This window comes from Chryseobacterium piperi (genome assembly GCF_002285635.2).
GTDB classification, from domain to species: Bacteria; Bacteroidota; Bacteroidia; order Flavobacteriales; family Weeksellaceae; genus Chryseobacterium; species Chryseobacterium piperi.
In genome coordinates, this window is sequence record NZ_CP023049.2 from 2,611,430 (window position 1) to 2,626,785 (window position 15,356).

Sequence of the window (15,356 nt, forward strand, 5' to 3'; positions counted from 1 at the left end):
GCTGAATATAGATTATTTTTGGTTTCCGAGAAGTCCAAAAAGTATTTTATCTCTAATTTCATCAGTAATCTCTCTAGTCGATTCTGTATTTCTTTTGAACCAGAAATAAGAGTTATTAAGCGTATGAAGAATAAATCGTGTAGTAAAAACAGGAGATCGCAGTTCCCATTTTTCAGCTTCGTATATTGAAGAAATCAGCTGTTCAACTTCCTGCTGATATTTTTTTCTTAATTCAACAAACTCCGGGAGTCTTTCGTCCAAATGCTTCCATTCATTAGAATAGATATGGGTAACGTCCGGATTTTTGAGTACAACTGATAAATGCTTTTCAATAAAAAGATTCAGTTTATCTTTAGGGTTAATATCCGTATTTTGTACTTCCTGGAGCTCAACAAAGAAATCCTGCGCAATTCCAAAGCAAATCCATTCCAGAATCTCTTCCTTGGAACGGATATGTGCATATAAAGAAGCTGCTTTTATATTGAGTTTGGTAGCCAGGTCCCGTACAGAGCTGCCCATATAGCCTTTCTCTTTAAAAAGCTGAACGGCTTCGTCTAAAATTTTCCTTTGTTTTTCTTTAAGTTCCATTGATAAAATGCAAAAGTAACTATTCTGATTCAATCCATAGATTTTTAACCAGCAAATCCTTATAAGTTTTATCATTTATTTATAAAACTGACGATTTTTACATTTATTCAGGCTTCAATTTCAATATTCGGAAAATTTGTCAAGTTAATTTTACGTTAAAAATAGCATATCCGGAAAATTTGTCCGTTTTTTTTGTAAATTTAATAATTGAACAGTTTTTGCGATAAGGTAATCGAATTAAATGATAAATAATTGATAGCATTAAGAAACTGAACCTTAAAATTTGGTTTCTTGATGTTTTTTAAAGAAATTAAACCGACTTAATCATTACAAAAAATATACAATATGAACTTAAACCAATATACTGTAAAATCACAAGAAGCCATTCAGGCAGCACAGCAAGTTGCCATGGAGCTAGGTAATCAAAGCATAGAACCACAACATCTCCTTGAAGGAATTTTCCAGGTAGATGAAAATATCTCACCTTTCTTATTAAAGAAATCTGAGGCTGACGCTAATTTGGTAAGAGAACGAAACCGCGAAAGTTTAGAAAGCCTTCCTAAAGTACAGGGAGGAAACATCTACCTTTCACAATCTGCCAATAAAGTTTTATTAGATGCTCCCAACATCGCTAAAAAAATGGGAGACGAATATGTAACGATTGAACATTTATGGTTATCTCTTTTAGAAACTAATTCTGAGGTTTCTAAAATGTTGAAAGATATGGGAGTAACCAAAAGTTTACTCGAAGGTGCAATAAAAGAATTAAGAAAAGGAAGCAAAGCTACTTCTGCAAGTTCAGAAGAAACTTATCAATCCTTAAACAAATATGCCAAAAACTTCAACGAGTTAGCGGCTGAAGGGAAACTGGATCCGGTAATCGGGCGTGATGAAGAAATCAGAAGAGTATTACAGATCCTTTCAAGAAGAACAAAAAACAACCCTATCTTAATCGGAGAACCCGGGGTTGGTAAAACTGCGATTGCCGAAGGAATTGCACACAGAATTATTAACGGCGACGTCCCTGAAAACCTAATGGATAAGACATTATATTCATTAGATATGGGTGCCTTAATTGCTGGTGCTAAGTATAAAGGAGAATTTGAAGAGCGATTAAAATCCGTTGTGAACGAGGTGATTAAATCGGACGGACAAATCATCCTTTTCATTGATGAAATTCATACTTTGGTTGGAGCCGGAGGTGGAGATGGTGCCATGGATGCTGCCAATATATTAAAGCCGGCATTAGCAAGAGGAGAATTAAGAGCTATCGGAGCAACTACTTTAAATGAATATCAAAAGTATTTTGAAAAAGACAAAGCTCTTGAAAGACGTTTCCAGAAAGTAATGGTAGAAGAGCCGGATACAGAATCCGCAATCTCTATTCTTCGTGGTATTAAAGATAAATATGAGGCCCATCATAAAGTAAGAATCAAAGATGAAGCAATCATTGCTGCAGTAGAAATGTCTCAGCGATATATTTCAGACAGATTTTTACCGGATAAGGCTATTGACCTTATTGATGAGGCTTCGGCAAAATTAAGAATGGAAATCAATTCCAAGCCGGAGGAACTGGATGTTTTAGACAGAAAGTTAATGCAGATGGAAATTGAATTGGCTGCCATTTCAAGAGAAGGTAACCAAACTAAAATTGACCATTTAAAAGAAGATATTTCAAAAATTTCTGAGCAGAGAAATGAAATCAATGCGAAATGGTTAAAAGAAAAACAGAAAAGTGAAGATCTCACACAGATCAAAAAAGATATTGAATCTCTGAAACTTGAAGCTGAAAGAGCTTCCAGAGCTGGAGATTATGCAAAGGTTGCTGAAATTCAGTACGGAAAGATTAAAGAAAAAGAAGATGATTTGGAGAAGCTGGAACTGGAGATGCAAAATCATCAGAATGAACTGATTAAAGAAGAAGTGACTGCAGAAAACATTTCTGAAGTCATTGGAAAATGGACCGGTATTCCGGTAACCAAACTTCTTCAGTCTGAAAGAGAAAAATTATTACATCTCGAAACCGAGCTGCACCACAGAGTGGTAGGACAAGAAGAAGCTATCCAGGCTGTTGCTGATGCTATCAGAAGAAACAGGGCAGGATTAAGTGACGAGAAAAAACCTATCGGATCATTCCTGTTTTTAGGAACAACCGGGGTTGGTAAAACTGAGTTGGCTAAGGCTTTAGCAGAGTTTTTATTTGACGATGAAAACAATATGACGAGAATTGATATGAGTGAATATCAGGAACGTCATTCTGTTTCAAGATTAGTAGGAGCGCCTCCGGGATATGTAGGATATGATGAAGGAGGACAATTGACAGAAGCAGTAAGAAGAAGACCTTATTCTGTGGTTCTTTTAGATGAAATCGAAAAAGCCCATCCTGATGTTTTCAATACCTTATTACAGGTTTTGGATGATGGCCGTTTAACAGACAACAAAGGACGCGTTGTGAATTTCAAGAACTCAATTATCATTATGACTTCCAACCTGGGGTCACATCTGATCCAGGAAAACTTTGAACATCTCACAGATGAAAACAGAGAAGAGGTTATAGAGAAAACAAAAGATGAAGTTTTTGACTTATTAAAGCAAACCTTACGTCCGGAGTTCTTAAACAGAATTGATGAAATTGTATTGTTCCAGCCGTTAAACAAAAAAGAAATCGGAAAAATCGTTCAATACCAATTGAGAGGATTTAATGAAATGCTGGCAAAACGAAACATCATCATGACAGCTACTCAAGATGCTGTAGACTATTTGATGAATAAGGGCTATGATCCGGCTTTCGGAGCCAGACCTTTAAAAAGAGTAATCCAACAGGAAGCGTTAAATAAACTTTCAAAAGAGATTCTTGCAGGGAACGTCAATGACGGAGATCGAATCACTCTGGATTATTTCGACGAAACAGGGCTGGTTTTCAGACCTTCAGAAAAATAAAGTAGTTTTTTTCATATATATTATTTTTGTAGTAAGTGCCGTAGACAGAATCTACGGCACTTATTTTTTTCATCTGATAATTACCCTGATTACTTTAATACTTATTCATATATTTACCTAAGTCAAGTATTTTATTAATTAAAACTAAAATTATTATGAAAAAATTAAAAAGAAGTGATTTAAAGAATATTAAAGGAGCAGGACCTTCGCCAATTTATTGTGAGCTTGACAGATCTTGTCCTCCCGGCCTTTGCTGTACTGCCGAAAATGTCTGTAAAGATTTTACAAAATACCCATGTGTATAATGGGAACAATCAAAAAAGGGCGGGAATAAATTCTCGCCCTTTTTTATTAGCAAAGATTTCAGTTCATTACAATATCTCACCTAGAAACACAATCCGTAAAAACCCGGTTAATAAATCGGAAAAACACGAACCATTTAACGTAAAAAATTTACGAGATTTGCAGTACTAACTAACATTGTATTATAAAACTGACATTATGGAAACAAAACCTACTTTTGAAGGTGACATTGAAACGCTTAACAGCCCAGGCACCATGACACATGCTTTTATCAAGGAACTGATTAATAATTACCGTAACAACCAACTGCAAACTATTAACAAGAATCTTGAAATGGATGATGCCCATTCCATCTGGTTTGATCTTCCAAAACTTAAAAAATTTATCGCGGATATGGAAGCAGAAGCTAAAAAAAATAATCCTTCAGTTACCGAAAAAGATATGGGTATCCGGTTTTATTATGCCGCGTATCCAAAAGCAGAAAATTGGGATATGATGAAAAACCACCCTATTCCAAAAGAATATGCAGAAAAACACACTTTGGTAATGGTTCCTACTTTGAAAAAAGAAGATGGAAACGGAAAATTATTAGACTTCGACTTTAATGTTCTAACTTGTAATGGAAAGCCTCTTGCTGTAGCACTAAAATCTACCAGTGCAATACCGCCAGTAGAAGATGGAGGACTTGCACAAAATCATGGAAATTTAATTCCGCCAGACGGCACGGTATCAGAATCATATTAAACCCCCGATAAAGACAATTATCTAAACAAAAGTAAATCTAATGACCGATTTCCAAAAATTGTTACAAGAATCCATGTTCTGGGCAGAAGGGCTAGCAGCTCTTGCAGCCCTTCTTTCATATCATAAAATCAAAAATCAATATTGGAAATATTTCATGTTTTATTTAATCTTTATTTTTTTATGTGAAGCTGTTGGAAAATGGGGCGATCTGTTTATACAATATAATAAAGCAGCTTTTTATAATTACTTTGTCATTCCCATTCAATTCATATTTTTTTATTGGTTATATGCAGCAAAGTCATTTGGGAAAACGAAACTATTTGTTGGGTTATCCCTATTGTATTTGTTTTCATTTATTCCAAGCGAAATCATGTTTTCATCCGATAAGATCATGTTCTCCCTTAATTATACTTTAGGCTGCCTCATTCTGATGATCCTGGTCATTATGGAATATTACCAGCAGATCAACTCGTCAAACATTCTTAACTTTGATAAGAACAGGATGTTCTATATTAATCTTGGGGTTACTTTATTTTATATAGGTACTTTACCATTCTGGACCTTCCTGTCGTTTATCAGAGAGTACCGGGGAATATTCAATATCTATTTTGATTATTTTCTGATTTCAGGAATTATTATGTATTTATTATTCTCAATTTCATTCATATGGGGAAAACAGAGCTCTTAATAACAATAATTTTATTCAATATATTCTTTGTCTTGTTTGTAGCTGCCGTAATGGTATACATCAGAAAATATAAGCAACGTAAAAAAGAGTATCTCAATGAAATTGAAATAAAAAATGAAATTCACCAGAAAGAGCTATTGGCTACTCAATTGGAAATCCAGCAGGCAACAATGCAACAAATCGGAAGAGAGCTCCATGATAATATCGGGCAGAAATTAACCCTGGTAAGTTTGTACACCCAACAGCTGCTATACGAGAACAAAGTACCTGAAGTAAGTGAAAGAATCGAGCAGGTTTCGCAAATTATCAATCAATCACTACAGGATCTCAGGAGTCTTTCAAAAACCCTGACTGATGATAATATCAACCAAAAGGAAATTGTAACTTTGATACAGGAAGAAGTTGACAATACCAATGCATTCAAAAAATGCAGAGTAATTTTTGAACACAACTTCCAACAGCTCGATTTGGGGTTTGTCCATAAAAATGTATTGCTCAGGATCACTCAGGAATTTATTCAAAACAGTATAAAACATGCTCACTGTAAAAATATTTTCATTAACCTGAATACATCCGAAGATATACTTTGGGAACTGAATATCAAAGATGATGGAATTGGATTTGATCAAGCCCATACTACATCCAACGGAATTGGATTAACCAATATGAAAAACAGAGCAAAAATAATCGGAGCAGACTTTAGCATGGAAAGTCAGAAGAACATAGGAACTACACTCAATATTATCTTAAAAAAACAACCATGAAAAAAACAATTGTTATCGTTGATGACCATGTACTTATTGCAAAAGCACTGGAAGGAATTATTGATAACTTTAAAGATTTTGAGGTGATTTATGTTTGTGAAAACGGAAAAGACCTTATTCAGAAATTTGAGAATAACAGCAAAATTCCTGATATTATTCTTTTGGACATCAGCATGCCTATTATGGATGGCTTTGAAACCGTACTCTGGCTAAAAGAGAATCAACCCGACATCAAGGTAATGGCTCTAAGCATGCAAGGTGATGATAAAAGCGTCATCAAAATGATAAAAAACGGAGCTAAAGGCTATCTTTTAAAAAACACCCACCCTAAAGATCTGGAAACCGCACTTATCAAATTAAACACTGAGGGATTTTTCTATCCTGAATGGGCGTCACGAATTATTTTCTCCAACATGAATAATGAACAGGAAATTAAAAATACAGTGAGGATTTCCGATCGTGAAAAAGAGTTCTTAAAGTATACTGTTACCGAACTTAGCTACAAAGAGATCGCCGATAAGATGTGTTGTAGTCCAAGAACGGTAGAAAGCTACAGAGACCAACTATGTGAAAAATTAGACTTAAAAACAAGAGTAGGCTTAGCTGTATTCGCAATTAAAAATGGTTTTGATTAATTTTTTAAATTAAAATAAACTATTTAGCTAATAATTTCAAAAAATAAAAATATTTATCAATTATGCAATGAATAATAAATTTTATTACATAATTATAATGAAAATGCGAAAATTCATGTGGAAATTATGAAAACAACAAAATGAAGCTTAAAAGCCTAAAACAAAGTAAAAATTAACAAAAATTATTACAAAATTTTAAATTTTAACCATCAAAAAACCATATAACTATATAAAATCCTCAAAACAACATATTGCAAGCTAATTGAAAATAATATAATTTCGTTCTTCCACACAATTATAAATATTGAACAATGAAAAAACTATTATTTGGAATCCTTGCATTAGGATTCATGTCTTCGTGTAACAGCGACAATGTTTCAAATCAAAGTGAAGATGCAACTAACAAATCTGAGCCCACTGCAAGCCTAACCGGCAAAAGATCTTGCCCGTCAGAGGAAATCAGAAAAGAAGCCCTTCAAAAAAGTCCGGAGCTTAGACAAAAGTATGCTCAAATGGAAGCCAATATAGAAAAATTGGCCAACGAAATCAAATTAGGAAAAGTTCTAGCAGATGGTACCGTTGAAATCCCTGTAGTAGTTAATGTATTATACAATACTTCTGCACAAAACGTTTCGGATGCCAGAATAGCAGAACAAATTACAGTATTGAATCAGGATTTTGGGGGAACAAACAGTGACGCTTCTAAAATACCTGCAGAATTTCAATCGGTAAAATCCGGTGATGTAAAGGTAAGGTTCAGATTAGCAAATACAGTAAGAAAATCTACAACCAAAACAAGTTGGAGTACCAATGATGCTATGAAAAAAGCTTCTACAGGAGGTATTGACGCGACAAGCCCATCCAGTTATTTCAATATCTGGTTAGTAGGCAGCATGGGAGGCGTTCTTGGGTATGCCACCTTCCCTGAATCTGCAGGACAATGGAATGACGGGGTTGTAATCGCTTCACCTTACTTTGGAAAGACCGGAGCAACTTCTCCATTCAATTTAGGAAGAACAGCAACTCACGAAGTAGGTCACTATCTTAACCTTAGACACATCTGGGGAGATGCGAATTGCGGAAATGACCAGGTAGCTGACACTCCTACACAAACAGGTCCTAACTATAATAAACCAAGCTATCCTCAAAATAACACATGTAGCGGTGTATCAAGATCTATCATGTTCATGAACTATATGGACTATGTAGATGATGCTGCCATGTTTATGTTTTCTGCAGGACAAAGAACAAGAATGCAAGCTGTCGTTACTTCATCAGGACCGAGAGCAGGCTTAAGAGTTAACTAAAAATCAATCGATATGTTAAAAAATCCTTTCTCAAAATTTGAGAAAGGATTTTTTTATATTTTTGGCGTCGTTTAATTTAAACTACACAGAAAAACACATTATGATGAATAAAATAGTACTGGCATCCGCTATATTACTAACATTATGTTTTTATAAAGCACAGGATACTATTCAATTTCAAAAAGATTACGAATATAATTCAAGCATTGCCATTCCCGAAAACAAGCCTTTTCTACAAAAAGAATGGGTAAAAAAATCAATTGCACCTACCATTCTTTTTACAGCAACAGCAGCTACCTGGGGTGAGCGAAAAAATATTCGCGAAATTCGTAACCGGTACCTTCCTAATTTCAAAGCAAGCTTTGATGACTATCTTCAATACGCTCCCGCCGCTACCGTATACGGTTTGAAACTGGCAGGCGTTAAAGGACGAAATAATGTTGGAAGAGCCACACTTTCTTATGCAACAAGTTTGGCCATTATGGGTATTATAGTAAATTCTATTAAGTACACGTCAAAAGTTGAACGCCCGGACGGATCTGCTAAAAACTCATTTCCTTCAGGACATGCCGCAATGGCTTTCACCAATGCCAGCTTTCTACATAAAGAATATGGAATTGTAAACCCAGCTTATAGTATTGGCGGATACGGTGCAGCAACACTCACCGGGCTTGGAAGAAATCTGAATAACAGACATTGGATGCCGGATATTCTGGCAGGTGCAGGAGTAGGTATTCTTTCTACTGAATTAGGATATTTCTTCATAGATAAATTTTATAAAAATAAGGGTGATAATTTAAGCTTGCTTTCAAGAATAGAAAGCAACGGCAACCCTTCTTTCCTTTCCATAAAATTGGGTTCCGCACTTGCTACTTCCAACTTCCTTAAAGAATCTGAATTAGACAACAAAAAACAGGTTGGTTTTGAAACAGGGCTGGAAGGCGCTTATTTCTTTTCCAAAAAATGGGGAGTAGGTGGAGACCTCAGCTTTAGCAGTTTTCCTATCAAACCTGTAAGGTTAACATTAGATGATGAGGAACATTACGAAAATTTTGATGTCACTACCCAATCTTTAGGTTTCCTTTATTTTGGAATAGGCCCCTATTTTTCGCATGAATTTTCAGAAAACTGGCAGCTAACCTTAAGAGCTACCGGAGGCTATTCTACATCAGCCAGCGGAAAAGTATCCGTAACGAGTGAGCATGTCAATACCCCTAACAATGAACTTGAAATAGCGACCTACAAACCTTCCAATACCTTTCGTTGGAATTTCGGAACATCACTCACTTATAAATTTAATCCTGAACTGGGAATTACGGCTTATGCAGATTACAATCAGCTGAAGCCTACAATGACCTACAATTTTAGTGAACTGGTAAAAGATGATGAGGAAATGAATGAAGTATTTAACAGAGTATACGCTCATGAAAAAATCAAATATTTCACCATTGGCCTAAGATTAACAGCCTACTTTTAATAATAAAAAAGAGGCTGTCTCAAAAGGACAGTCTCTTTTTAGTATTTCATTGAAAAAAGATTTCGATATTTTGAATAAAAAAAATATCTTGGAAAAAAGAAGATATAAGTCAAAAAAGCAGTCTGTTTTAGGCTGCTTTTGACATTTTCTTTAGATTGTGGGCAATTGCGAGTATGCCGATTTCTACCTCGACTTTATTTTTTCCCCGAAGCATGAATCGTTTAAAATTTTTGTTGTGTTTGAGCTCTGCAAAAACAGGTTCAACATCATGGCATCTTTGTTTTCTGAGTTTGATGCCCTTGCTGGTATTAAGAAGTTTGAAAACCTTTTCTCTGATTTTTGCCAATTTAGGATTGTTTTGTGAAGTGGTTATTTGTCCCGATTTCTGATCTTTTCTGAAGTAATTATATTTAACATAAGCTTTTATTTTCTTAGATTTTAACAAGTTGTAATTTTCTTCTGAGCCATAACCAGCATCAGCAACAAGCTCTTTGGGAGCTTTATGATAGCTTTCTTCAAAACCCAGTAAATGAGTCGCTAATGTTTTGGTGTCTGTTGGGTTGGGATGAATTGAATAATGTAAAATGAATTGTCTATGGGTAGAAATTTGTAGATTGTAAGCGGGTTTTAGTTGTCCGTTTCGCATATGATCCTCCTTCATTCGCATAAAAGTAGCGTCTGTATCGGTTTTGGAATAGGAATTTCTATCTTCTAATAATTCTTGCTGTTTTTTATATTTCTCTAAATTATCTGCCCAGTTTTTCTTAGCATAATTCAGTTTCTGACGAACTTTTGAAGCTACTTTTTTATCTTTCAAAACTTCATTGATCTTTTCGATGGTTTGAGTTACTTTTTCAGAATCTACTTCTTTAAAATCAATACTTTCTGTATTTTCAAGCTCGTCTTTGGCAACTGTTTCTGCATAGTTCCAAAGCTCTTCTAATTGCTCTGCAATCCTTTCTTTGTGTTTTTTGACAGCTCTTCCCCAAACAAAAGTATAGCGATTGGCATTGGCTTCTATCTTGGTGCCATCTACAAAAGTGGTTTTCAGACTTACCAAACCTTCCTTTTCCAAAAGAAGAACAATTTGTGTGAAAATAGCTTTAATCTCACCTTTCAATCGTTCACTACGGAACCTGTTTAAGGTGTTATGATCGGGACGGCTCATTGCAGAGAGCCACATAAAATGGATGTTTTCTTTCAAGGCCTGCTCCATTTTGCGGCTTGAATAGATATTGCTTAAATAGCCATAAATCAAAACTTTCAAAAGCATTTTCGGGTGGTAGCAAGATGTTCCGCCAGGTTTGTAGGTTTTAATTAAGCTTTTGATATCCAAGCCATCAATAATGTTTGAAACAATTTTCACAGGATGTCGCTCATCAATCAACTCCGATAAATTGGGAGGAAAAAGCAGATTTTCTTTGGGGGTGTAATCTTTAAAGACTACTTTTGACGTACTTAACACAATGCAAATTAATCAATTTGCAACTATTAGGAAAGCGAAAGCTTTCCTTTTTGCATAAAAAAGGCTATCTCTTTTGAGACAGCCTCTTTTATTATACTTTTTTGGTATTATTTTCCGGGGTGTAATCCATAAAAATTCCCCCATCAAGATTGACCGATTTTACTTTCTTTTTAGTGGGAATCGTTAACGTAGTCTGCTTTTGATTTTTTTCCCATAAAGATGGTGTAAAATGAAGCTTTTCTACTCCCCCGTCATCATATGTGATTACCGCATCAAAAGGAATGGCAAAACCTCCAACATTATCAATATTCACACTTAATAAACCATTATCCTGCTGGGCTCTCACAATTTTCAAATCTATATAATTATTGGTGTAGAACCAATTATTCCAGAACCAATTCAAATCTTTCCCAGATCCTGTATTCATTGAATAAAAATAATCCCAAGGAATAGGATGCTTTCCGTTCCAGTTATCCATATAATGATGTAAAGCTTTTTTAAACAGTTCATCACCCAGATAATCTTTTAGTGCCAGATAAGACAAGGATGATTTAACATAAGAATTATTCCCATATCCTGCTCCACTCACCTGTGTACTCATCGTAATGATAGGTTGATCCTGTTCTGCAGAAGGATCATCGATCCATCTTTTTACTCTAAAATTTTGATAAAACTCTTTTGCTTTAGCCTCTCCGTTCTCATCAATACCAATCAGATATTCCAATGTTGTTGCCCAACCTTCATCCATAAAAGCATAACGCGTTTCATTGATTCCCATATAAAAAGGGAAATAGGTATGAGCAATCTCATGATCAGCAGTCAATCTTGCATCCTGAAAATCCTCAGGAACACTACTGTCATTAATCATCATTGGATATTCCATATCAGCATACCCTTGAATAGCAGTCATTACAGGATATGGATATTCTACTCCCGGCCAGTTCTTTGAAAACCAATCCAAATTATAGCGCATCCATTCTACATAATGTTCAAAATCTTTTGTTCCGGCTTTATAAGCAGCCTGAACACTCGCTCTTTTTGTTTTCAGCTGAACACTTGAGCCATCCCAAACATAGTGGTTACTCAGCGCAAAACAAAAGTCAGTAATATGGTTCGCTTTAAATTTCCAGGTATTCCACTTATTCTGCTTCGTTACCTTTCCGGCTTTCATTTCTTCCTGATTGGCTATATGAATCACCTGATCACTTTTCAAAGAGGATTTATATCTTTTTAAATAATTGGGCTGCAACACAGCATCCGGATTCAGGAAATCTCCAGTAGCCCATACCACATAGTTTTTAGGAGCTGAAATCGCAAAATTATAATCATTAAAATCATTATAAAATTCCTGACGGTCAGAATGAGGAAGCATATCCCATCCATTGTAATCATCATACACTGAAATCCTTGGGAAAGAATAGGCTACATAAAAAGTTTCAGGGTCGATCTGACCTTCTCTCCCACTCTGTACGGATAAAGGATATTCCCATTCAATTTTAATCTCCGATTTTGATTTCGATTTTAGAACCGTCTGCAGCTTTATATTCGCGACAGTTCCCCAATCATCACTATTAATATTGTATTTTTCCCCATTCACCATGAAAGATTTAATATGTAATCCTGAAGACAAAAAGTCTTTAGAAACAAACCCTGACCTTGGTGCCTGAGGCTTGTGAAGGTTGTTGACAAATCTTATGGCTAACGAATGTAGATCACTAGGACTATTATTGCTATACACAATTGTTTCTTTTCCAGAAACAATTTTTGTATTGGCATCTACCTTAACCTCAACATTATACACCCCCTTATTCTGCCAATAATTCTTTCCGGGAGCTCCGGAGATATCACGTGTTCCATTTTCATATGCTTTTTTAATATTTCTCGGCATGTATAATTCCTGTGCTGAAAAATAATGCATCGAAGTAACCATGATCAATCCAAAAAGCAGTCTCTTCATATCTAATTTTTAAAAATAAGTCTCAAAATTATGAAAAATGTAACAGAGAAAACTAAATTATCCTAATTTATACAATAATAAAATTGATTTTTAACGTATTTTTTTTACATCCTATCTGCTTCATCCGCTTTTTTAATGGTTTTTGTCTTTTTAACAGATTGATTTCCGAAATTAAACTTCAAGGAAACCGAAAGACTTTGGGCATCCCGGTAATCCAGGAAATAGTTATCCTGATTAGCATATTTTGTACTGACTTTTTCTCCTGAAGTCCTGAAAATGTCATTGAATAAAAGACTTGCCTCTAATCTTTTGCTAAAAAACTTTTTATTCATCACAAGATAAGCCGTAGACGAGCTTGAAACCCTGAAAGTTCCTTGTATAGAAGGAGAATTATACCGATGTCCTACTTCCACTTTCCAATCACTTTCTTTATCCAGAACAAAGCTTGTCGAAATATCTGAAACCAAATTCCATACTTTATTATTGTATAAAATCTGATCAACTCCAATAAAATAATTTTGATTATTTTCAAGATTTTCAGAAATGCTGATACTCCACCAGGGTTTAATTTGTAGATTTTTATATATACTCAAACCATAAGCTTCTCCTTTTTCGATATTGGTATAATGGTAAATTAAATTATTAGTACTCGGTTCCTGAAATGAAATTTCCATAGACGGATAGAGCTCTTTCCGGTAATACAGTTCAAAGTTCCATTCTTTCCAGGTATAGGTTAAATTAATATTATGGGCAATTGTAGCTTTCAGCCTTGGATCTCCCTGAAAATAAGAAAAAAGATTAAAATATGATTTGGCTGGATTCAGCCATGAATAAGAAGGTCTGCTAATTCTTTTTCCATAAGATAATCCGAATTGATGGTTACCTTCTGTCGTATATTGAGCGTATAAAGTTGGAAATAAACTCCAATAATTATTTTTATTTACATCATACGGCTCAGAAACAATACCTTCCAGATCTGTCTTTTCAGCTCTCAAACCTGCTTTAAAATTCCATTTACCCGGACTGAAAGCCAAAGAAGTATACACCGCAAAATTATGCTCTTTATAATTAAAAACATTGCTTTTTTCCGGTCTGTATTCCAGCTGGCCGTTTTCATTATCCAAAAAATCCAGCTGGCTATTGGTTTTCACAAAACTATATTTTGTTCCCGATTCCCATTCCCACTTTTCTTTCTTCCATTGATAATCAAGCTGGGTAGAATACAACTGTACATTATTTCTATTATTGGCCTGAAAATTATTTTGTCTGGGAGGCTGATTCACAAAATTCAGATAAGTAAGCACATTCTGATATTTCCGTATGTTATTCCCTGCAAAATAATTGATCCAGCTTAAGTGACTGTTTTTTCCGAGCTTTCTTTCTGCCTGAAAACTAAGTGTATTATTAATAGTACGGGAATTGTGATCATTAATAGTAGTATAATTAGATTCTACTATATCTTGATTGTTATATATTAAAGTAGGAACATTATAAATCCCAAACGATCTGGGATTAAAGTTTCCTGAATAGTTTAAGCTTATATTCGTAAGACTATCCAATTCATATTCAACATTAAAGTTCACCGTATTCTGACTTCTGTTCTGATCCTTCCTGTTCATTGTACTTACCCATCGCGTCTGATCTTCTATATAATTAACATGATCTGTTCCTTCACGATAATAAGTTCCGGTACCAAAATAATAATTTCCCATCATCGAAAGCTTACCTTTCTTGTAGTATTGCGAGATACCAGCCAATCCTTTGGCATATTGGGATTGAATATATTTGGAGGACAGCACTCCTCTATAACCTTCAATCGTATTTTTTTTCATAACAATATTCAGAACTACACTGCCTGAAGCTTCATATTTTGCGGGTGGATTCGTAATAACCTCTACCGACTTCACATCATCCCCCTGAGTACTCTCCAAAAGATTTTTCAGCTCATCTCCTGTAAGCATTACTCTTTTATCATTGATGGTAACCAAAATACTTTGACTACCCTTAACGGATAGGACATCATTACTGGAAGTAACTCCGGGCGTTTTTTTCAAAATTTCCCATGCATTTAAAGACGAAATATTACTATTCGCAACATTAAATTCCAAACGATCGATTTTTCTTTTCACCAAGGGCTTTTGTTTGGTCATCACAACCTCTTGAATATCCTGAACCTCTTTTTTCAGAACAATATTAAATGGTTGATTTTGATTTTCAAAGTCCAGATTCTTTTCAAATTGTGCATATTCAAGATCTTTTACCATTAATTTCACAGATCTTTCAGGAATACCTTCCAAGATAAATTTCCCGTTTTCATCCGTAGTTAATGTTTTCAATAAAATATTTTGAGAATTATATATTTCCACTGAAATTAATGGAAGTGTCTCATTCTGGCTATTCAGTACCGTTCCTTCAATCTTTTGCTTCTGAGCAAATAGTAACATCGGAAGGCATAAAAAAACAAGCAATTTATACATGATTAATTTTT

12 protein-coding genes are annotated in these 15,356 nt (G+C 34.8%); 8 read left to right on the forward strand and 4 right to left on the reverse strand.

Annotated elements, in window-relative coordinates:
- Window positions 1-12: 12 nt before the first annotated feature.
- Window positions 13-588, reverse strand: coding sequence for a TetR/AcrR family transcriptional regulator (locus CJF12_RS11395; protein WP_034687340.1), 576 nt, complete (start codon window positions 586-588; stop codon window positions 13-15).
- Between the two features lie 345 nt (window positions 589-933).
- Between CJF12_RS11395 and clpB the strand changes: the two genes are divergently transcribed.
- From clpB to CJF12_RS11435, 8 genes are all read left to right on the forward strand, one after another.
- A complete protein-coding gene (gene clpB / locus CJF12_RS11400) occupies window positions 934-3,528 on the forward strand; it encodes an ATP-dependent chaperone ClpB (protein ID WP_034687343.1) in 2,595 nt (864 codons plus the stop codon).
- Window positions 3,529-3,683: 155 nt separating this feature from the next.
- Window positions 3,684-3,833 (forward strand): hypothetical protein, encoded by a 150-nt coding sequence (locus CJF12_RS19930; protein ID WP_157759855.1) that lies wholly within the window; start codon window positions 3,684-3,686, stop codon window positions 3,831-3,833.
- 196 nt (window positions 3,834-4,029) lie between these two features.
- Window positions 4,030-4,575: a hypothetical protein gene (locus tag CJF12_RS11410; protein WP_034687347.1), complete on the forward strand. Its 546-nt coding sequence runs from the start codon at window positions 4,030-4,032 to the stop codon at window positions 4,573-4,575.
- Between the two features lie 40 nt (window positions 4,576-4,615).
- Window positions 4,616-5,263 (forward strand): hypothetical protein, encoded by a 648-nt coding sequence (locus CJF12_RS11415; protein ID WP_034687349.1) that lies wholly within the window; start codon window positions 4,616-4,618, stop codon window positions 5,261-5,263.
- The gene (locus CJF12_RS11420; protein ID WP_034687351.1) at window positions 5,242-6,027 is read left to right on the forward strand and encodes a sensor histidine kinase; all 786 of its coding nucleotides are present in this window, start codon (window positions 5,242-5,244) and stop codon (window positions 6,025-6,027) included. The genes CJF12_RS11415 and CJF12_RS11420 overlap by 22 nt, the downstream gene beginning before the upstream one ends.
- Complete coding sequence (locus CJF12_RS11425) at window positions 6,024-6,662, forward strand: response regulator transcription factor (protein ID WP_034687354.1); 639 nt, start codon at window positions 6,024-6,026, stop codon at window positions 6,660-6,662. The genes CJF12_RS11420 and CJF12_RS11425 overlap by 4 nt, the downstream gene beginning before the upstream one ends.
- Before the next feature lie 311 nt (window positions 6,663-6,973).
- Entirely contained in the window at window positions 6,974-7,969 is a 996-nt protein-coding gene (locus CJF12_RS11430; protein ID WP_034687356.1) for a zinc metalloprotease, read from the forward strand.
- Window positions 7,970-8,069: 100 nt separating this feature from the next.
- Complete coding sequence (locus CJF12_RS11435) at window positions 8,070-9,446, forward strand: phosphatase PAP2 family protein (RefSeq protein WP_034687359.1); 1,377 nt, start codon at window positions 8,070-8,072, stop codon at window positions 9,444-9,446.
- Between the two features lie 127 nt (window positions 9,447-9,573).
- Here the strand turns inward: CJF12_RS11435 and CJF12_RS11440 are convergent, their stop codons facing one another.
- The 3 genes from CJF12_RS11440 to CJF12_RS11450 form a co-directional block, all read right to left on the reverse strand.
- Window positions 9,574-10,911 carry an IS1182 family transposase gene (locus CJF12_RS11440; protein ID WP_095591034.1) on the reverse strand — a complete coding sequence of 446 codons (1,338 nt, stop codon included), beginning with the start codon at window positions 10,909-10,911 and terminating at the stop codon, window positions 9,574-9,576.
- 91 nt (window positions 10,912-11,002) lie between these two features.
- Window positions 11,003-12,868, reverse strand: coding sequence for a M1 family metallopeptidase (locus CJF12_RS11445; RefSeq protein WP_034688210.1), 1,866 nt, complete (start codon window positions 12,866-12,868; stop codon window positions 11,003-11,005).
- A 104-nt stretch (window positions 12,869-12,972) separates the two neighbouring features.
- Window positions 12,973-15,345 carry an outer membrane beta-barrel family protein gene (locus tag CJF12_RS11450; RefSeq protein ID WP_034688212.1) on the reverse strand — a complete coding sequence of 791 codons (2,373 nt, stop codon included), beginning with the start codon at window positions 15,343-15,345 and terminating at the stop codon, window positions 12,973-12,975.
- Window positions 15,346-15,356 lie beyond the last annotated feature (11 nt).

Excerpts from the sequence above, each read along its gene's own strand:
- CJF12_RS11420 (WP_034687351.1), top strand. The coding sequence starts at position 5,242 with ATGGGGAAAACAGAGCTCTTAATAACAATAATTTTATTCAATATATTC.
- clpB (WP_034687343.1), top strand. The coding sequence starts at position 934 with ATGAACTTAAACCAATATACTGTAAAATCACAAGAAGCCATTCAGGCA.
- CJF12_RS11395 (WP_034687340.1), bottom strand. The coding sequence starts at position 588 with ATGGAACTTAAAGAAAAACAAAGGAAAATTTTAGACGAAGCCGTTCAG.
- CJF12_RS11425 (WP_034687354.1), top strand. The coding sequence starts at position 6,024 with ATGAAAAAAACAATTGTTATCGTTGATGACCATGTACTTATTGCAAAA.
- CJF12_RS19930 (WP_157759855.1), top strand. The coding sequence starts at position 3,684 with ATGAAAAAATTAAAAAGAAGTGATTTAAAGAATATTAAAGGAGCAGGA.
- CJF12_RS11445 (WP_034688210.1), bottom strand. The coding sequence starts at position 12,868 with ATGAAGAGACTGCTTTTTGGATTGATCATGGTTACTTCGATGCATTAT.
- CJF12_RS11435 (WP_034687359.1), top strand. The coding sequence starts at position 8,070 with ATGATGAATAAAATAGTACTGGCATCCGCTATATTACTAACATTATGT.
- CJF12_RS11430 (WP_034687356.1), top strand. The coding sequence starts at position 6,974 with ATGAAAAAACTATTATTTGGAATCCTTGCATTAGGATTCATGTCTTCG.
- CJF12_RS11410 (WP_034687347.1), top strand. The coding sequence starts at position 4,030 with ATGGAAACAAAACCTACTTTTGAAGGTGACATTGAAACGCTTAACAGC.
- CJF12_RS11415 (WP_034687349.1), top strand. The coding sequence starts at position 4,616 with ATGACCGATTTCCAAAAATTGTTACAAGAATCCATGTTCTGGGCAGAA.
- CJF12_RS11450 (WP_034688212.1), bottom strand. The coding sequence starts at position 15,345 with ATGTATAAATTGCTTGTTTTTTTATGCCTTCCGATGTTACTATTTGCT.